18 protein-coding genes are annotated in these 20,547 nt (G+C 39.2%); all 18 read right to left on the reverse strand.

The window, feature by feature from the left end; genetic code table 11:
- Positions 1–160: 160 nt before the first annotated feature.
- Positions 161–1,294: a cell division protein FtsZ gene (ftsZ, locus tag IQ10_RS11330; RefSeq protein ID WP_144450633.1), complete on the reverse strand. Its 1,134-nt coding sequence runs from the start codon at positions 1,292–1,294 to the stop codon at positions 161–163.
- Between the two features lie 39 nt (positions 1,295–1,333).
- Positions 1,334–2,614 (reverse strand): cell division protein FtsA, encoded by a 1,281-nt coding sequence (ftsA, locus tag IQ10_RS11335; protein ID WP_144450634.1) that lies wholly within the window; start codon positions 2,612–2,614, stop codon positions 1,334–1,336.
- A 200-nt stretch (positions 2,615–2,814) separates the two neighbouring features.
- A complete protein-coding gene (locus tag IQ10_RS11340; protein ID WP_144450635.1) occupies positions 2,815–3,171 on the reverse strand; it encodes a small basic family protein in 357 nt (118 codons plus the stop codon).
- A 7-nt stretch (positions 3,172–3,178) separates the two neighbouring features.
- Positions 3,179–3,886, reverse strand: a complete 708-nt coding sequence (locus tag IQ10_RS11345; protein ID WP_144450636.1) for a DUF881 domain-containing protein — start codon at positions 3,884–3,886, stop codon at positions 3,179–3,181.
- A 4-nt stretch (positions 3,887–3,890) separates the two neighbouring features.
- A complete protein-coding gene (locus IQ10_RS11350) occupies positions 3,891–4,607 on the reverse strand; it encodes a DUF881 domain-containing protein (RefSeq protein WP_144450637.1) in 717 nt (238 codons plus the stop codon).
- A complete protein-coding gene (locus IQ10_RS11355; RefSeq protein ID WP_144450638.1) occupies positions 4,591–5,373 on the reverse strand; it encodes a cell division protein FtsQ/DivIB in 783 nt (260 codons plus the stop codon). Before IQ10_RS11355 ends, IQ10_RS11350 begins: the two co-directional genes overlap by 17 nt.
- A gap of 141 nt (positions 5,374–5,514) precedes the next feature.
- Positions 5,515–6,432, reverse strand: a complete 918-nt coding sequence (murB, locus tag IQ10_RS11360) for a UDP-N-acetylmuramate dehydrogenase (RefSeq protein ID WP_144450639.1) — start codon at positions 6,430–6,432, stop codon at positions 5,515–5,517.
- 67 nt (positions 6,433–6,499) lie between these two features.
- On the reverse strand, positions 6,500–7,588 hold the full coding sequence (gene murG, locus IQ10_RS11365) for an undecaprenyldiphospho-muramoylpentapeptide beta-N-acetylglucosaminyltransferase (RefSeq protein WP_144450640.1): 1,089 nt from the start codon (positions 7,586–7,588) through the stop codon (positions 6,500–6,502).
- Positions 7,589–7,767: 179 nt separating this feature from the next.
- Positions 7,768–8,868, reverse strand: coding sequence for a stage V sporulation protein E (gene spoVE / locus IQ10_RS11370; protein ID WP_144450641.1), 1,101 nt, complete (start codon positions 8,866–8,868; stop codon positions 7,768–7,770).
- Positions 8,869–9,114: 246 nt separating this feature from the next.
- Positions 9,115–10,473, reverse strand: a complete 1,359-nt coding sequence (gene murD, locus IQ10_RS11375) for a UDP-N-acetylmuramoyl-L-alanine--D-glutamate ligase (RefSeq protein ID WP_144450642.1) — start codon at positions 10,471–10,473, stop codon at positions 9,115–9,117.
- On the reverse strand, positions 10,474–11,448 hold the full coding sequence (gene mraY / locus IQ10_RS11380) for a phospho-N-acetylmuramoyl-pentapeptide-transferase (RefSeq protein WP_144450887.1): 975 nt from the start codon (positions 11,446–11,448) through the stop codon (positions 10,474–10,476).
- Positions 11,449–11,450: 2 nt separating this feature from the next.
- Entirely contained in the window at positions 11,451–12,827 is a 1,377-nt protein-coding gene (locus IQ10_RS11385; RefSeq protein ID WP_144450643.1) for a UDP-N-acetylmuramoyl-tripeptide--D-alanyl-D-alanine ligase, read from the reverse strand.
- Positions 12,821–14,284: a UDP-N-acetylmuramoyl-L-alanyl-D-glutamate--2,6-diaminopimelate ligase gene (locus IQ10_RS11390; protein WP_144450888.1), complete on the reverse strand. Its 1,464-nt coding sequence runs from the start codon at positions 14,282–14,284 to the stop codon at positions 12,821–12,823. The genes IQ10_RS11385 and IQ10_RS11390 overlap by 7 nt, the downstream gene beginning before the upstream one ends.
- 96 nt (positions 14,285–14,380) lie before the next feature.
- Positions 14,381–16,300: a stage V sporulation protein D gene (locus IQ10_RS11395; RefSeq protein ID WP_144450644.1), complete on the reverse strand. Its 1,920-nt coding sequence runs from the start codon at positions 16,298–16,300 to the stop codon at positions 14,381–14,383.
- Between the two features lie 102 nt (positions 16,301–16,402).
- Positions 16,403–18,604 (reverse strand): penicillin-binding protein, encoded by a 2,202-nt coding sequence (locus IQ10_RS11400; RefSeq protein WP_144450645.1) that lies wholly within the window; start codon positions 18,602–18,604, stop codon positions 16,403–16,405.
- A 78-nt stretch (positions 18,605–18,682) separates the two neighbouring features.
- Positions 18,683–19,036: a cell division protein FtsL gene (ftsL, locus tag IQ10_RS11405; RefSeq protein ID WP_144450646.1), complete on the reverse strand. Its 354-nt coding sequence runs from the start codon at positions 19,034–19,036 to the stop codon at positions 18,683–18,685.
- A gap of 12 nt (positions 19,037–19,048) precedes the next feature.
- Complete coding sequence (gene rsmH / locus IQ10_RS11410; RefSeq protein WP_144450647.1) at positions 19,049–19,981, reverse strand: 16S rRNA (cytosine(1402)-N(4))-methyltransferase RsmH; 933 nt, start codon at positions 19,979–19,981, stop codon at positions 19,049–19,051.
- Positions 19,982–20,007: 26 nt separating this feature from the next.
- Positions 20,008–20,439 carry a division/cell wall cluster transcriptional repressor MraZ gene (gene mraZ / locus IQ10_RS11415; protein ID WP_144450889.1) on the reverse strand — a complete coding sequence of 144 codons (432 nt, stop codon included), beginning with the start codon at positions 20,437–20,439 and terminating at the stop codon, positions 20,008–20,010.
- Between the last annotated feature and the right edge of the window lie 108 nt (positions 20,440–20,547).

The following is a 20,547-nucleotide window of genomic DNA, read 5'->3' on the forward strand; positions in this document are numbered from 1 at the left end:
GAAGTCTGTCGCTTCATGACAAAGGTAAACTGGTTATTTTAAGAGATTATTAGAAATATTGTCACTCTTTTAATCTAGGAAATAATTGCCGGAAATAATTGCACAAAAAAAACATGCCTTTTACTTAATGAGTAAAAGACATGTTCCAAATGTAATAACCTTAACGATTACGGTTTCGTCTATTTCTTAAAAATGTTGGAATATCAAGCGTATCTGTTGGTTCTGAAGTTTGCTGAACTGGTTGAGCTGGTTGAGCAAACCGATTTTCTTTTGGTTGTTCTTCTTGAACAGGAGCTTGATTTTTTATTGATTTTTGAGTTGAACGTTGTGTTTTTGTTTCTGTATCATCAAAGCCAGTTGCAATGACTGTGACAACAATCTCGTCTTTAAGGTTCTCATTAATGACTGAACCGAAAATCATATTCACTTCCGCATCAGATGCAGCTGAAACAATTTCTGCTGCTTCATGAACTTCGTATAAAGATAAGTTAGAACCACCTGTAATATTCATAAGCACGCCTTGGGCACCATCAACAGATGTTTCAAGTAATGGACTGGAAATCGCTTTTTTCGCTGCCTCTGCCGCACGATTTTCTCCTGTAGCAATTCCGATACCCATTAATGCTGAACCTTTTTCACTCATAATCGTCTTTACATCAGCGAAGTCTAAGTTAATCAATCCAGGAACAGCAATTAAATCTGAAATACCTTGTACACCTTGACGTAATACATTATCTGCTTCTCTAAACGCTTCAAGCATTGGTGTGTTCTTATCTACAATTTCTAATAAACGATCATTTGGAATGACGATTAGTGTATCAACTTTTTCTTTTAATGCAGCAATACCTGAAGCTGCTTGAGTCGCACGTTTACGACCTTCAAATGTAAATGGACGCGTAACAACGCCTACTGTTAGTGCACCGAGTTCCTTTGCGACCTCAGCGATAACTGGCGCGGCACCTGTCCCTGTACCTCCGCCCATTCCTGCAGTGATGAAAACCATATCTGCACCTTGTAAAACTTCTTCAAGCTGCTCTCTGCTTTCCTCAGCTGCTTTTTTTCCTATATCAGGATTCGCACCTGCTCCGAGTCCTCGAGTTAGTTTCCCTCCAAGTTGAAGCTTTGCTTCAGCTTTCGAAAGATGGAGAGCTTGTGCATCCGTATTAACAGCAATAAACTCCACACCTTGTAAACCATTTTCGATCATTCGATTCACAGCATTACTACCGCCGCCGCCAACACCTATTACTTTAATTTGCGCTAATTGATCCATATCCATTTCGAACTCTAACATGTAAGGTCCCCCTAATCAGACTGTATACCCATCTCATAACTATTCAAAAAAGACTTTAAACCAGTTTTTCACTTTTCCTTTTGTTTTCGGCTTTTCATCAGAACGATTTGCAGAATTGTCATTTCGTTCCCGCTTTGGTTCAGAAGAGGCATCAGCTGAACTAACAGAAGCAGCCACTTCTTTCCCTTGCACTTTAACATTTTTATAAGCAAATTGGATAAGTCCTACACCTGTTGTGTACTGTGGCTCTCTCACTCCTAAATAATCTGGAATAGCCACTCGAACATTTCCTTGTAAGAGCTCACTTGCTAATTCTAACACACCTGGGATCATTACTGTTCCACCAGTTAATACATACCCACTTGGAAAATCGCGATAACCTAAACGATTGACCTCTCTGTAAATCAACTCAAACATTTCCTCCACCCTAGGCTCAATGATATGAGCAAGCTCATATTGAGAGCATTCATCGGCCTCTGCTCGACCAATTGTTGCAATGTTAAAACGCTCTTCCTCTGAAGCATCATCAATATATGAATGACCATGCTTGAGCTTGATTCGTTCTGCTTCTTCTGAAGATATACGCAAGCCAATTGCAATATCATTTGTAATATGCTCTCCACCAACAGGTAAGACTGAAGTCGCTTGTAATGTCCCTTGCTCAAATACGGAAATCGTCACCGATCCTCCTCCAATATCAACCAAACAAACACCCAAACTTTTCTCATCTTTTGAGATGGCTACAGATCCAGTTGCTAAGGGTTGTAAACAAATATCTGCAATTTGTAAACCCGCTCTCTCAACACATCGAAGGAGATTATGTAGAATGGTTTTTGACCCAGTGATTATCATACCTTCCATCTCAAGTCTTACACCAATCATACCACGAGGGTCATTAATTTCATCAAGACCATCGACGATGAATTGTTTCGGTATCACATCAATAATTTCCCGTTCAGGTGGAATCGAAACCACTTGTGCCGCATCAATGACTCTTTTAATATCCTCATCGCCTATTTCTCTATCAGAGCTTGAAACTGCAACCACACCATGACAAGGCTGAAGCTGAACGTGATTCCCATTAATCCCAACAATCACTTGCTTAATGGAAAGACCTACCATCCGTTCAGCTTGATCCACCGCTCTTCGAATCGACTGAACGGTCTCGTCTATATCTACAATAGAGCCTTTCTTTATTCCATCAGACTTGGCATTCCCAACTCCGATAATATTCATCGTTCCATTTGACATTTCTCCAATTATCACTCTGACATTGGATGTACCGATGTCTAAACTTACGTAAATCTCATTGCTGTTCAATCTATGGCACCTCCTCATGTAATCAATCATGTTTCGTCGATTTTATTCACCACAAATTTCATTTCCTAAAATCATCTAAACTTTACTCAATTTCATAGATACTAGACTAATTCAACACGGAACTCTGTTTTCCTTTTAAAATCACTGATTTTCTTATTTTTTTGTTTTCATTGTTAGCTAATTTCGATCCACTTCATTTCTTAACTGTTATTATGATGTTTCGTTTGCCATTTCGTTAGCAACATTCGACGAATCACTGCAATATTGTTAAACAAACGAACTCCAAAAGCAAAGATTGCTGCTAAATATAAGTCTACACCAAGATGCACACCTAGAAAAGCCAAACCTGCAGCTAATAGAATATTAAAGAAAAACCCTGTAACAAAGACATTTGAGTCAAACGTCTCTTGTAAATAAGCCCGTATCCCTCCAAACAATGTGTCTAAAGCCGCAAGTACAGCAATCGACAAATAACTTGTATATTCGGCAGGGACTCGAAATTCGGTCATAAGTCCTAATAAAATCCCTATTAACAGTCCTATTATTGGTAACCACATATTTTGATTACCCCTCCTTCACTTCTTCCATATAGCGTACACGTGGTGTTTGGTCGTAAGCTGGCAATTCCAATTCATCGACCAGCTCGAACGAAATTGAAAATCCATCTAATTCAAAGAACTCAACCGACTCTGATACAACCATTTGATTTTGGAGAGTCTCAGCCTTTTCAGAAAGAACTTTCACTTGGATTGGAAGCGGAGGCAGTCGACGGCTATTTAAATGGGTAATTTGATTTACATCACGAAAAGCTGAAGTTGAAATAATCCGCTCATCTCCCACAGCAATGTCGTCAGCACCATAAATGTTTAATTCATTTACTAAATAGCGAAATACATCAGCAGGAGGCGTTCTTCTCACTTGCCCAAAGAATTGATCATTATAAATCGAATCAATCGTAATGACTAATCCTTCACCAGCTTTTTCTTCCAGACCAGCCTCCATTCTCAGCTCTTCTATTTGCTTTGTTAGCACAACAGATATGTCGTCTTCGCGACTGTCAATTGTCTGTTCATATTGCGCAAGTACGGTCTGTACTTTTTCAATTTCAGCATTTAATTGCTGTCTTCGTTCTTGCTCTGCTACTAACTCTCTTCGTAACTCTCGAATATCTCGCGTATCACTAATGACAGGTTCTTGAGTTGTGTGAAATTGAATCGCTAACATAAAACCAATCACAAATGTAATAAATGTAAAAATCCACTTCTTATCCATACAATCACCCTGTCTCTGCCAAATGAGGGTCTAGTAAAATCGATTCTTTTTTCTGTATACGTACACTGATTTCATCATTCAAAAGCTGATCTTTAACACCGCCATATAAAGATAATGCAGCTTCTAAGTGATCAGAATCACCAATAGCCGTTATAACAAACGGTGCAGAAGATGTATTTCCATCAACACTAATGACAGGACCTACACACTGAATGTACGATTGATAAGTAAGGCGATAGCCATTAATCGCAATGGCTTCAGCTCCAGCAACGAATAATTCGTGTACGACACTTTGAATATGAAACTCATGAACAATATAATTATTTGGATTAGCTCCGTCTGGTAGATAAGAGGCATCTTCCAATGACACTTCTATTCCAGGTCCCTTCACTTGGACTTGTCCAACAATTTTTCTTAGCCGCTCCAGATCCTCGAGCAAATTCTGTGTCTTCACCTCTTGTTCTGCATCAATTGAAGCTAAGCTATTCTCAAGCTCCCTTAGCTGAGCCTGATAAAGTCGCAAATCATCTTGTAACTCTCGATTAGCTGATTGTTCCAAAATCATTTGATTTCTTAATTCATCTTCATACTCCCACTGACGCTCAAAACCAGGCATAAGCGTTGCGCGACTTTCATTCGTCAATTCGTAACTAAGCGCTAAGATAAACCCCGTTACAAGCAAGACGAAGGATAGAATGATATGTTTACCCTTCACCTTCACTGTTATCTTCCTCCTCCTCACCATTAAACTCCTCAAAATAAGGACTCATTCTCATATGAAGAATCCCTTCTTTACGGTCTTCCAGCTCTCTCGCAATTGATGGATAAGGAGCCATATTTTCAGAAAATCCTTTTATTGACGTGTGAACTTCCACTCCATCAGTCATGAACAAAATGATCGATAAAGGATCACTCTCGGTCGGTTCATAAAAAATTTCTGAGATTCTCTCGATTAAATGATTGGGTACTTTTTGTAATTCTGCTGATAATTCAGCTAACGCATCACCCTCATTAAAATCGATTAATAACGGAGCATCAGAAGGAAACTGATGACGTGGTAATTCATTTAAATATTGACCCGTTTCAAGTATGGGATAATACTTATCATCACGATACAAATAGCCAATTCTTGCGTGTTCTTCAATGATTAAATGAATGGTACTTGGCAACCGTCGTTCAATCGTTACTTCTGCAATTTCACTATGGTTTAATAATCGACTTTTAATTTCTTCTCGGTTAATATTCCATATACTCATACCGTCATTCATTTGACTATATTTAATCACTTCTTCTTCTGACAAAAAGTGAGTTCCGCTAACAGTAATATTTCTTACGTGACTTAATGGGGATTGAAAATAAACCATAAGTAAGAGTAACAAGAAAAAGAAAGATAAAAAAAACAGCAAACGCCGATTAGCACGCTGTTTACGCTGATCTTTTAGCGACGGTATTCTCTCATGTATTGTAACAACCTTGTCCTTGCTCATAGTTACTCCCCCGGCAAATATTCTAGATAAGACAACTTAAAAATAAGATTGCCCACGTTCATGTAGGTTCGCCACAACCTCATGTTGCGAGCAATTAATTTGATATGATTGTAGCATATTCCATAAAAGAATAGAGGTGTATTAAATGTTTTCGTTCGTCCTACCTATCATTTCAACTTCTGCTTCCATATCTACATTGTATTTCTCTTTTATCGTCTCTTTCACGTGAGAAATTAAATCAATGACATCTTGAGCTTTTGCATGATCAATATTTACAATAAAGTTTGCATGCATCAGCGAAATTTGCGCCCCACCGATTTGATAGCCTTTTAGACCAGCTGTTTCAATCAACTTTCCAGCATGGTTAGGTAAAGGATTACGAAATACACTCCCACAAGTTGGATACTTCCAAGGCTGCGATTCACGACGATAATCCTTGTTTGCTTGCATATGAGAGACAATCTCTTCTTTTTGCCCTCGCTTTAATTGAAATATCGCCTCTACACAAATCCCTTCTTCTTTCTGTAATCGTGAAGTACGATAAGAGAATTCCATATCTTTTGCTGAAATCCATTCTAATCGTCCATTAGGATAAAGGACAAGTGCTTCTTTTAAAATGTTGGATATATCTGAACCATGGGCTCCTGCATTCATAAAAACAGCGCCTCCTACAGACCCAGGTATACCTCCAGCAAACTCTAATCCTGATAGTCCTTCACGGCTTATGACTGTTGCTAGCTTGATCAGTGGATACCCTCCGCCTACCCGAACGATCTCATCTTTTATCTCAAGGTCGTCGATTCCTTTTCCTAATTTAATGACAGCTCCTTCAATTCCACCATCTGCCACTAATAAATTTGAACCTCTACCGATTACTCTCCAAGGCACTTGATATAGATCAATCAATTCCATCACACGTTTTAAATCTTCAACACTACTTGGTTCGAGCAGAACATCTGCTGGGCCCCCAATTTTCCACGTTGTATGATTAGAAAGAGGTTCGTTTTCTTTTATGATCCCTACTTTTTCTTTCTTCATTGCTTCAATAAATTGTTTCATACTATCTTCCCTCATTTCATCCTTCAAACTACTCTATATTCTTTTTCTATTTTATACTTATGCCCATTTAGCGTGAAACATCTTTAAGCACTTGATAAAGATTCAAAGCTGCTTTAGGAACACCCAATTCCTTAGCAGATTTTTTCATTTCTTCCCATTTCTCCTCAACAGAAAAAATTCGATCAATTTCTTCAAGCAATGTTTGACCTGACATTTCTTGTTCTCGCAGAACGAGTGCTGCCCCGTTTACACGCAGAGCTTCAGCATTTTTTTCTTGATGATTATTTGTCACGTAAGGACTCGGTATCAAAATACTCGGTAGACCAAGTGCTGTTATCTCTGCAAGAGTTGTTGCTCCTGCTCGAGCGACAATCAAATCAACTGCTGCCAAAACGTCAGGCATATTGTGTATGAACGGCTTAATAATGACATTATTTGGCTTCTGGTCCTTTACAGCCTCCATAACAGCATCATAATGAACAGCTCCAGTCACATACACAACTTGATAATGTTTTTTTCCAAATTCACTTATGACTGAATGAAATGCCTCGTTTATCGGACGTGCTCCTCTACTGCCCCCGACAATAAGAACCGTCTTCTTCATCGGATCAAGATTAAGTGACTGCTTACCTGCTTTAGAGTTTACGTGTAACACTTCTGATGCACGTGGATTTCCTGTAAAGACAACCTTCTGTTCAGGAAAATAACGCTTCGCCTCCTCAAAGCAAATAGCGACTCGATCCACATACTGACTTAGAAATTTATTCGTTAGTCCAGGAACACTATTTTGTTCATGTACGACTGTCGGAATCTTTAACTTAGCAGCCGCATATACAACTGGTCCACAAACATATCCACCTGTACCTATTACAACATCAGGCTTAAAAGAATTAAGCAGTTTTTTTGCACGAGCCGTTCCTTTGAAGAAGCGAATGATTGTTTTCACATTCTCGACTGATAGCTTACGTTTAAAACCTGAAATATCAATGGTTTCAAATGGAATACCTTCCCTTGGAATAATATCACTTTCAAGACCGCGTTTTGTCCCTATATACAAAATCTCCGCACTTGGATCTTGCTGTTTAATCTCTTTAATTAACGATAAGGCGGGATAAATATGGCCGCCTGTTCCACCACCACTAACAACTACTCTCATTGATATCCTCCAAAAAAGTTGATTACCACCATTTTATCATGAACAGAACTCGTATTATACACGAAACATGTGTTATTTTTTGTGTTTCAAGCATTTACTTGTCAAAGATTTTTTGACACCTTCTTACAAGAAGTGATAAAAGCTAATTTATCAGAAAAACCCTCAGAAAAAATTGAGGGTTAAAACCGTGTATATCGACTAATATTTAGCAATACACCAAGCGAGACGAGCATTAACGTTAAAGAAGAACCACCATAACTGAGAAGTGGAAGGGTAATTCCCGTAACAGGCATAAGCCCTGTAACAACCCCAATGTTAATCATGACTTGAATAGCGACCATCGAAATAATACCTACCGCCAAGAAACTTCCAAATAAATCTGGTGCTCCTAAAGCAATGCGAATGCCTCTCCACAACAAAATTCCAAATAAGATCAATACCATAAATCCACCAATAAACCCTAGTTCTTCAGACAATATCGCAAAAATAAAATCTGTTTGAGGCTCAGGTAGATAGAAATATTTTTGTCTGCTTTCCCCAAGTCCCATCCCCATTAATCCACCTGGCCCTATCGCATAAAGAGATTGAATAATTTGGAAACCACTTCCTAGCGGATCAGACCATGGGTCCAGAAAAGAGGAAATGCGTTTAATACGATAAGGAGCTGAGGCAATTAGTCCAATCAAACCGATTAAACCAACCATCCCTAACCAAACAAAATGACTTAAGCGAGCTCCTGAGACAAAAATCATTACAACACAAGTACCAACCATTACCGCACCCGTCCCTAAATCTGGCTGCATCATAATCATACCAAAAGCGAACATCACAAGTGATAAAGAAGGGAGGAGACCTTTTTTAAATGAAACAATCTTTTTTTGATTTTCAGATAAGTACTTTGCCAAAAACGCAATCATCGCCATTTTCATAAATTCAGAAGGCTGAATCGAGAATGCACCAATTCCTAACCAACTCCTTGCCCCACCTCGAACCAGCCCCACACCTGGAATGAGTACAATCACTAACAAGAGAAAACAAATAATCAAAATAAGCTTAGCCCATGTTCTCCATGTCCAGTAATCAACTCTCATAATAAATAGCATCGCGACCACACCAACACCCGCAAAAAATAATTGGCGCTTCGCAAAGAAAAAAGAGTCATCAAAACGATAGCTTGCCCATGCCGCACTCGCACTATAAACCATAATAAGTCCGACTACTAACAACGTAAGGGTCGCAAACATTAACACATAATCCGGTGCTGCTTTTGTCTTCGGCATTTCAAACACCTCAATCTAACACGATTTAAGTAATGAGCACAATTTTTATAATCCCTCACCTTAAACGTATGCTCAACAAGTTGAAAACATGTCCACCACTCTATCTTTTAACCTATCTAAAACTGTCAAGAAACTACGCTTTCAACCTAAAATGAGCAGTTCATATTTTCCCTCCCCAACTAGGAGCTAACCAGCTTCTACAAAGAAAAGGCCTGTCCTTTAATTGGACAGACCTTAAATATTTCATTAAATAGTGCTTAATTTTTGAACCGCATTTATAAATCGTTCACCGCGCTCTTCAAATGTTTTATACTGATCCCAGCTCGCACATGCAGGAGATAACAAAATAACATCACCTTCATTAGATTGATCGAATGCTTTTTGAACGGCATCCTCCATCAAATCTGCAACAATAATTGACTTTACTCCAGCTTCTTTTGCTACTTTTGTCAATTTATCTTTTGTTTGGCCGAAAGTAACAAGTGTATGAACATTTTTTAAAGACGCACGTAAATCATCAAAATTGTTACCTCTGTCTAATCCTCCAGCAAGTAGTACGATTGGCTGATCAAATGCTTCTAAAGCTTTTTTAGAGGCAAGAATATTTGTAGCTTTTGAATCGTTATAAAAACGTCTGCCATTAAAGTCTAAAATGAACTGTAATCGATGCTCAACCCCACTAAACGTCATCAGGACATCTTTAATTCTCTCTTGTTTCGCCCCCATAGTGATTGCAGCTCCAATAGCTGCTAATATGTTTTCAAGATTATGAGCTCCTGGTAATACAATCTCACTTGTTTGAATGATCGGCTGTTTATTAAAATAAATGGTCTCATTTTCGATAAAAAGTCCTTCCGTTAAGCGCTGGTTAGCAGAGAAAGGAATCGTTGTCGCCTTACTTTTTGAAGCTATTTGTGAAACGAACTTATCATCAGTATTAAAAATCAAGATATCATCTTTTTGCTGATTCGCTGTTATTTTTGCTTTTGCTTCGACATACTCATCTTTCGTACCATGATAGTCGAGATGAGCATCAAAGATATTTAAAAGGACACTTACTTTAGGTCTAAATTGCTCTGTACCTAGTAATTGGAAGCTAGAAACTTCTAAGACCATTACATGATTTTCAGTTGCATTCTCAGCAACTTCGCAAGCAACCGTTCCAATATTACCAGCAATTAAGGGCTGAAGGATACCGTCTTTTAACATCTCATAAATGAGAGTTGTTGTCGTCGTTTTACCGTTTGAACCGGTAATGGCGATAATCTCGGCCTCACTTAACATTGAAGCAAGCTCAATTTCAGTCACGACAACTAATCCTTGTTTAAGCGCTCCCTCGACAATTGGATTCGAATACGGAATCCCAGGATTCTTCACGACATAATCAAAGGATTCATCTAATAATTCAATGGGATGATGACCGCAGATCACTTGAATACCTAGTTTTTCAAGCTCTTGTGCTTGGCGGTTCCCCTCGTACGGCAACGCATCATTTACTATGACAGTAGCTCCAAGCCTATGCAGTAGTCTCGCAGCCGCTTCACCACTTTTAGCCATTCCTAATACTAGAACTTTCTTTCCGTTAAACTGTTCGCCTGACTTCATTTACATCCACACCTCTATATAGATTCCAATGATAGCTAAAATCATTCCTATAAACCAAAATGTTACAACTACGCGCCATTCTGACCATCCTGATAATTCATAATGATGATGAAGAGGACTCATCTTGAATACGCGCTTTCCTCTTGTTTTAAAAGAAATAACTTGAATAATTACTGATAATGTTTCGATAACAAAGACTCCGCCAATTATGATTAGTAATATTTCCATTTTCGTCATAATTGCAATGGCTGCAATGGCTCCACCTAAAGCAAGTGATCCTGTATCTCCCATAAACACTTTAGCAGGATGAGCATTGAAGACGAGAAAACCAAGAACTGCTCCAACTACTGCCGCACTGAAAATCGACACATCGATAAATTCAGCATGCCAAGCAAGTACAGCAAATGCTCCGAAGGCAATAGCCCCTGTTCCAGCTAATAGGCCATCTAATCCATCGGTAAGATTTACAGCATTTGATGCGCCAACAAGCATAATAATGATTAGAGGGAGGTAAAACCAACCGAAATCAATCGAAAAAGATGTTGCTGGAATGGAAACCTCTGTCGAAAAATCCATCTGAATAAGGCCAATATAAAATAAAATTGAAATAACAAGCTGACCCACTAATTTTTGTTTAGAGGTCAGACCAAGATTCCGTTTCTTTACAACTTTAATATAATCATCAAGGAAGCCAACTAACCCAAATCCAACAGTCACTAAAAGAAGTAACAGGATTTCTGGGCTAAAGGAAAGAAGCTGTAATGAAATAAATAAAGATGTGATTAAAATCGATAAGACAATGACAATACCACCCATTGTCGGGGTGCCACTTTTCTTTTGATGAGATTTGGGTCCTTCTTCACGTATACTCTGTCCGAATTTAAGCCTTCTTAAAAATGGAATAAAGAGTGGTGAAAGAATGACAGCAATGATAAATGATAAAATGAGTGTAAGAAGTAACGTACGCTCTAGCACCACTAATCATTCCTCCTTTCATTGAACTGATAGTTTTGAATAATTTCTTCAAGCTTCATTCCACGAGATGCTTTAAATAACACAGCAGATCGCTCGTCAACAATCGCCTGCAAATATGCTGCTGCATCACTTTTAGAAGTAGTTGCATACATCGCAATCGTTTGATTCGCGCTTTTATTCCATTCATCCGCAATCCATTGTGCTTTTTCACCAACGCAAACAAGGTGAGTTAATGGCGCAGAAATCGCTTGAACAACATTTCTGTGCATTGCTTCTTCATTTTGACCTAATTCAAACATATCACCAAGGACAGCAATACGCTTTTTAAAATGAGGAAGAGCTTTTAATGTTTCAATCGCAGCAATCATCGAAGTCGGACTTGCATTATAGGCATCATTAATAATCGTTTCGCCTCTTTTACCAAGTTGACGTTCTAACCGCATGCCCGTAAGCGAAACTGTGTCTAGTCCTTGACGAATTAATTCATCTGATAATCCTAATTTTTTAGCAACAGCGATACAATAGGCTGCGTTTTTTACGTTATGCAATCCAAGTAACGGAATCTCAAATCGGCCGGCAGACTCATATGTAAAAGAATAGCCTGTTTCACTAGGCTGAATAAATGAAACGACAGCATTACAATCATTTGAAAAACCGACAGTGAAGGTCTCTTCATTACGATAAGAAATGAGAAGCTGTTCATCTCCATCAAGAATGACCGAGCCTCCGTCCTTAAGTCCTTCCCGTATTTCCATCTTCGCTTTAGCAATACCCTCGCGACTGCCAAGTTGCTCCATATGCGACTCACCAATATTTGTTACAATGGCCTCATCTGGTGTCGCTAATCGACTTAATAAAGCAATTTCCCGGTAGCCACTCATCCCCATTTCAAGAATGAGATATTCAGTTGATGACGGCATAGAAAGGATTGTTAATGGTAATCCAATATGATTGTTATAGTTCCCCTGTGTTTTATATGTTTCTCCATGTAAGGAAAGAACAGCCGACAATAAATCTTTTGTCGTTGTTTTTCCATTACTACCAGTTACAGCGATCACAATCGGATTAACTAGTTGTCGATAAGTTTTTGCCATTTGCTGCAAGGCAGCAAGCGTATCCTTTACAAAATAGAGCTGAAAATCGTTAGGCAATTCTTTAGGCAACGGCTGACCAACTTGCCATATTGCAGCAGATGCTCCTGAACTCACTGCAGCATTAAGAAAATCATGACCATTGAAGCGATCCCCGATTAAAGGAACGAACAAGGCATCTTTTGTTATTTTTCTAGTATCTGTTGACACAGCAGTAAAAGGCTTAGGAGCATTCTCTGGTAGCCTAATTGATTCTGTTAATTCAGCTAATAATAAAGAATTTAACATGATGTCAATCGCTCCTTTATCGCTTGACTTGCAACTTTTCGGTCATCAAAATGAATCGTCTTATCATTAAGGATTTGGTATGTTTCATGCCCTTTTCCAGCAATAATAATGATATCACCTGATTCCGCGTTATTTACAGCCTTTTTAATGGCCATTTCTCGATCGACTATCACTTCATACTTTCCATCTTCTACACCGGCTACCATCTCTTTGATAATTTGTTGAGGATCTTCTGAACGTGGATTATCAGATGTGAAGATAGCGAGATCTGCATATTTAGTTGCAATGCGTGCCATCACAGGGCGCTTCGTTCGGTCACGATCTCCTCCGCATCCTACAACTGCGAAAATTCTCTTTTTGGCAAAGCCAGTAATGGTTTTCAACACATTTTCTAAGCTATCCGATGTATGGGCATAATCAACAATAACAGTAAAATTTTGGCCTGAGTCTACCGTCTCAAAACGACCAGCTACTCCTTTAACAAGTTCCAGACTATTCTTAATACCCTCTAATGACACACCTGAAACAAGAGCTGCCGTGGCAGCTGCCAAAGCATTATAAACACTAAACATTCCAATTAAATGCATTGAGATCGTAACTTCCTCACCAAAAGCAGATAAAGTAAAAGTCGTCCCTGCAGCATTCATTTCGATATTTGTTGCCATAACATCCGCTTGCCCTGTTATGCCGTACGTAACGACATCTGCAGTTGTCATCCGCGAGAGTTCTAGCGAAGCAGGATCATCCACATTTAATACAGCCACTTTATCTCGAAATGTATTTCCCATCTGTGCAAACAGTAATCCTTTTGCATATAAATAGGCCTCAATTGAATCATGATAATCCAGATGGTCAGGAGTTAAATTTGTAAAGACAGCCACATCAAAATCACAGCCGCGTACTCTTCCTTGATGAAGGGCATGGGAAGACACTTCCATCATGGAACACTCAACACCAGCATCAACCATAAGCTTAAAAAGATGTTGTAACGTCAGAGACTCAGGCGTCGTATTTCTTGTTTCATATTTTTCCTCACCAATCTTTGTGTACATCGTTCCAATTAATCCTGTTTTCTTGGAAGCACCTTGCATGATCTTCTCAAGCAGATGAGTAACTGTCGTTTTGCCATTCGTACCAGTAACACCAATTACATGCATTTTTTCTGTAGGATTTTGATAAAAGTGGCATGCAAGCTTTGCCATTGCTCGCTTCGTATCTGATACAACGATAACAGGTATCGAAACAGGAAGTGGTCGTTCAGCGATTATCGCAACAGCACCTCGCTCTTCTGCCTGTTTTGCATAATCATGTCCATCTACTGTATAACCTTTTACGCAAAAGAAGACCGTCCCTTCTTTCACTTGCCTTGAATCCATCTCTAGTGAGGTCACTTCTGGATTATCATTTGTAATGATCTTTTCAAAACGTAATGGTTGCAATAGTTCTCTTAATTTCATCATGTATAAAACCTCTCAATCCATCCATTTCACTGTCTTATTCCCAAGCAAGCCTGCTTTAAAAGACACATAGAGTTTATTTTAGACGGTCTCTCCTTATTTGTCACCCATATAAAGACGAATTGTTGAACCGACCGCTACTTTTACCCCTGGTTCTGGTGATTGTGCGAGCACATGCTGCCCATCACCATCTACCTCTATTTTTAATTCATAATAAGATTCATGAAGCTCTCTTTTTGTTCTTCCAACTAAATCTGGCACCTCAACTAACGGTTGATCGTTCCAAGTAAGTTCTTTTTCAATCTGATGTTCACGTTTTTCAACCCCCATTGCGCGGAGACTATCACCGATGATTTCTCCTACAATTGGAGCCGCAACAATCCCTCCGAATTGCAACGTATCTTTCGGGTTATCGACAGCTACATAAACGACAATTTGTGGATCATCTGCAGGAGCAAAACCGATAAAAGAGACAATATGGTTATTTTCTAAATAGCGACCATCTTTTGCCTTTTGAGCCGTTCCAGTCTTCCCACCTACTCTATATCCATCAACAAATGCCCCTTTACCTGTCCCAAGTGCAACTACACTCTCAAGCGCATGCCGAACTTTTTTTGAGGTTTCCTCAGATATAACCTGTCGTTTTTTGATTGGTGCCTGATGATCAACAACCTCGCCCGTCAAAGGATCAATCCATTCTTTTGCAAGGTAAGGTTGGTATAAATATCCTCCATTAATCGCCGCTGAGACGGCTGTTACTTGTTGAAGAGGAGTTACAGCAACCCCTTGACCAAATGCTGTCGTTGCTTGTTCTAGAGGACCAACTCGATCGCGATTAAATATAATCCCTCTTCCCTCTCCTTGTAAGTCAATTCCTGTCTTTTGACCAAATCCAAAATCCTCAATATAATCAAATAATCGTTCCTTCCCTAAGCGTTCTCCTAGTACAACAAAGCCTGGGTTACAAGAATTTTGGACGACTTCAAGAAATGTTTGATGGCCATGTCCCCCTTTTTTCCAACAACGCAAATTCCTGCCAGCCACCTCAATATAACCAGGGTCGTAAAATGTATCCTTTTCAAGATCGACTTTTCCCTCTTCAAGAGCAGCTGCAAGAGTAATAATTTTGAACGTGGAGCCTGGCTCATATTGCATCCACACAGGTTTATTCTGATTATAAATTTCTGGTGGAACCTTGCGAAATTCTTCAGGGTTATAATGCGGTCTACTACTCATACCAAGGACTTCACCTGTATTGGGATTCATCGCAATGGCCATCGCCCCATCTGGATTATACGTCGCTTCAGCAATATCTAGCTCTCTTTCAATAATCGTTTGAACTCTGCTATCAATTGTCAGGCGTAAATCTAATCCATTAAGGGGTGCAGTGTACTCATCTGCTAAGTTAGGCATTCGATTTCCTTTAGCAGTAGAAAAAAAAGAAACATGACCTTTTTCACCTTTCAATTGCTCATCATAAAACGATTCAAGTCCTGTTAAACCTTGATTATCAATTCCAGCAAACCCTAAGACATGTGAGAGGTATTTGCCAAAAGGATAATGTCTTTTACTATCCTCGGCAATGTAGACACCCGCTAAACGCAGTGCTCTTACTTCACTCGCCTTTTCTTTAGTCACTTTTCGACCTTCAGGGTTAAGCCTGACAATTGATTCTTTTTTTGTTACTAATTCATACGCTTTCTGATGGTCCATATTTAATACAGCAGCTAGTTTCTCAGCTGCATCAACTGGATCTTGCACCTGTCGTGGAACGACGAGAACCGAAGGAGCACTTATATTTGTCGCGAGAACGACATCATTTCGATCACGAATTTCTCCTCTTTTTGCTTCAAATGGTACATCACGACTCCATGAATCCTCCGCTCGATCTGTTAACCAATCTCCAAGTGCAAATTGAACGTAGCCAAGTCGTAATGCAATGACAAAAAAAATAGCTAGTCCAACAAATAGAACAAGAATGAGCCTTTTTCGGACAGTTACATTAGAAACTCGCACTACTTATACCTCCCGCATTCAATTCATGAACGTTTTTTCTAACGTATGCTTGTACGGATGCGGTTAGAACTGTGTGCGAGTTTTAGTCTTAGTCAATTTCTACTATTCCATTACTTGTGGTTGGTCTTCATTTTGTTCTTCTTCAGCTTCTTCAGCCTCTTCCGTCACTTCTTCTTGCTCGATACTTTGTGGAGTACTTAATTCAATTACAACATACTCACCTTTTTGAATTGTGCTCCCTGGCTCAATGCTTTGGCTCGTTACATAGCCATGACCAAATATATTTGGATTCATTTCCATCACTTGAGCAAATTTTCGAACATCCCGACTAGACCAACCATTCATATCAGGCATCTGGGCTTGATCACTATCTGTACGCAATAATAACCGTTCTCCTGGTAACATTCCCTTGCCTACGACAGGTTGCTGGGCAACAATCTTTGAACCATTTCCAAGAACGACAATTTCGATCTCGCTACTTTGAACTTGTTCTGTGACATCTTCAACAGAAAGACCAACGTAGTTTGCTGTTTCAAACCCTTCTGCGACATTCTCCTCAATTTCTTCAATTGTAGGAGTAATATTTAGATATTGAAGACTATGCTTCATAATCGTATTAAAAATCATCGCAGTGGGATCTGCTCCCACCTCATGAAATTCTAGTTTCGGTCTATCTACGGCAACATAAACGATAACTTGCGGATCCTCTTTAGGTGCCATACCAAGAAAAGAAAAGATATTTTGACCATGACCACGAATATAACCAGGTCCATCAGGATTCCTAATTTGTGCTGTTCCTGTTTTTCCAGCAACATTAAACCCTTCTAAATAATACGGTTTGCCTGTTCCTTCTGGTGAAATCACGACTTGCTCTAGTAAATCAAGAACTTGATCAGCTGTTTCCTCAGAAATTGGTTCACTAACAAGCACAGGTTCAGTTTGCCTTACAATTGTTTTCGTTTCTGGATTAACAATTCGATCGATAATATAAGGTTTCATCATTTTACCGTTATTTGCAATTGCCGTCGCCGCCTGAATTTGTTGAATCGGTGTGACAGCTGTCGCTTGTCCAAAAGCAGTCGTAGCAGCATCAATTGAATATTGGTTTGCAATTAAACTATCAGCTTCATTTGGAAGGTCAATCCCTGTTGGCTGTGTAAGACCAAAACGCTCCCAATATTCGTAAATTTTTGGTGGACCCAGTTTTTCTAAGGCGATCTTAGAAAAAGCAACATTTGATGAACGAAGCATCCCCTCATCATATGTTATCTGGCCCCATCCTCTGCCTTGGTTATGATCAGAAATCGTTCGATCAGCAATTTGATAACGCCCAGATTGATACGTTTCTTGTCCGTTATATACGCCTTCTTCAATCGCAGCAGCTAACGTAAACATTTTCATTGTTGAACCTGGTTCAAAACGATCAGATACAGCAAAATTCATATAATTTGTAATCTGCTCATAGTGATTTGGATTAAAACTTGGGCGATTGCTCATGGCTAAAATTTCACCCGTTTTAGGATCAGCTACGATCGCAATCATTTTCTCAGGTTGATAATCCTCTTCCACTTTCGTCATCACTTGTTCAAGTGCTGTTTGAATGTTTGAATCTAGCGTCAAATAAACATCATAGCCATTTTTTGCTGGAGTAATGTGACGATTTGGATCTGGTAATGGGATCCCTTTTCGATCACTTTGATATTGAATCATACCATCTTCTGCACGCAGCAGGTCATCAAGACTTCTCTCTATTCCCATCCTTGCCGTCACCATATCACGTTCCGTATAACCGATAACATGAGAAGCATACGTTTGCTTCGGATAATAACGTCTAGGTTCTTCTCTAAAATAAATACCTTCAAGATTTAAAGCGCGTATCTCTTCCATACGTTCATGTGTCATATTTTTTGCACCTGAACCTAATTCAACCTGAAATCTATCTGAGGACAGTAACTCTGTTAAAGTTTCCTCAGACATATCAATATAAGGGGATAGTTTTCTTGCCGTCTCCTCTGCGTTCTTCACATAAGAATTTTGCTCTTTATTTAAAATAGCATAAACTGTATATGAGTTTAGTTCTTGAGCTATTGGGCTACCTACACGATCAAAAATCGTACCACGAATACCTTCTAACGTTTGCGTACGTGTCCAACGGTCTTCTCCCAACGCTTGTAAGTCTTCTCCTTTAATTTCCTTGATCGTTTGAATATAAACAATTCGACCTAGTAAAATGATGAAAATAGTTAAAAAAAGTAATAACAAAATAACTGCTCGTTTATTCGTAACAGATCTCTTAATTTCCATTCTTACACCCCACAATTGCGTCATCTAAATAGAGATGAGTCTACCTATTTAGGTGGAAAAAACTAGCTCATAATTGAACTAGTTTTGAACGATTTTTACCTTATTATCATCAAGTACCATTCCAAGCTCCTCAGTCGCTAAGTCAAGAATACGGTCTGGTGCACTAAGCTCAAGCACCTGTAGAGATAAGCCTGCATTTTGCTGGACTTGTTCTCCTATAGCAGCCTCAAGTTGATAAACCTCTTGATTTGTACTATAGATAGATACGTAATTATGTACAACAATACTTAAGATAATAAATGACATCACTGCCATCATAGCAATAATCGCTTTTTCACCTAAGGTCATTTGCATCCGCACTCTATGAATACGCTTCTTTGTTTGAACTTGTCTTTGCTCCTGCTCTTGCATTTTACGTGCAACCATACTCATTCGTAAACCCCCTTAACGTTTTTCTGCTACACGAAGCTTCGCTGAACGTGCGCGATTGTTTTCAGTAAGCTCTTCATCTGATGGAACAATTGGTTTTCTTGACACTAATGATAAGATAGGCTCAAACCCTTGTGGAATTACAGGCAAGCCCGGTGGTAGATCTGGAGCCTTGCTTTTTTCTCTAAATACCTCTTTACACAACCTATCTTCTAAAGAATGAAACGTAATGACGGATAAACGTCCACCTTTATTTAAAAGTGTAATCGCATCTTCTAAAGCTTCTTCAAATGCCCCAAGCTCATCATTAACCGCTATCCTTATCGCTTGAAACGTTCGCTTTGCTGGGTGTCCTCCCTTACGCCTAGCAGGAGCAGGAATCGCCTCTTTAATAATCTCCACCAGCTCACCCGTTGTTTGGATTGGCTTTTGCTCACGATGAGCTTCAATCTTTCTAGCAATTTGTTTTGCAAAACGCTCTTCACCGTATCTTGAAATAATTGAAACAAGTCGCTCAAAAGGCCATTCATTTACGACATCGAATGCTGTTAAAGCAGCTGTTTGATCCATTCTCATATCAAGTGGTGCATCTTGATGGTAACTAAAACCTCTCTCTGCCTCATCGAGCTGAGGACTTGACACACCTAGATCAAACAAAATACCATCAACTTTCGAAATACCGTATTTGGCAAGTTCTCTTTTCAAAAAACGAAAATTACTGCGGATAAAGGTAACTTTTCCTTCGTAGTTTTGTAATCGTTCTTTGGCAGCGGCCAGCGCCTTATCATCTTGGTCGAACGCATATAAGTGTCCCTTCGCACCAAGTTTAGCTGCAATCAACGAGGAGTGCCCTGCCCCTCCTAGTGTACAATCAACGTAAAGTCCGTCTGGTTTAATATTTAAACCATCTACTGACTCGTTTTTCAAAACCGTTACATGATGAAACACGTTTTCACCTCCTACTATTTTTATTTTTACAGATCAAAATCAACAAGATTTTCAGCTATTTCACTAAAGGATTCTTCAGATTCAGCAAAATATTCCTCCCAGATGTTCTTACTCCACACCTCAACTCGATTGGAAACACCAATGATGACACATTCTTTTTCAAGTTGAGCGTACTCCCTAAGTGGAGAAGCTATATTTACTCTCCCCTGTTTATCTAATTCACATTCCGTTGCTCCTGAAAAGAAAAAACGGGTAAAGGCTCTCGCATCTTTTTTGGTAAAGGGTAGATTTTTCAACTGGTCTTCGAGCTTTTTCCATTCCGCTTGTGGGTAAACAAATAAGCAGCGATCCAATCCACGAGTCACAACAAAAGACGATCCTAAATCATCCCTAAATTTAATTGGAACAATCATACGTCCTTTCTCATCTACGTTATGGTGAAATTCCCCCATAAACATCGCCAGCCCATCTCCCCCCACTTACTACCCTTAAGTTACCACATTGCTCCACTTTACACCACCAAAAAATGTTTTTTAAACAACAAAAAAACCCTGCCAAAACGCAAG

Origin of the sequence: Halalkalibacter nanhaiisediminis, assembly GCF_007830185.1 — a bacterium.
Lineage (GTDB): Bacteria > Bacillota > Bacilli > Bacillales > Bacillaceae_D > Halalkalibacter > Halalkalibacter nanhaiisediminis.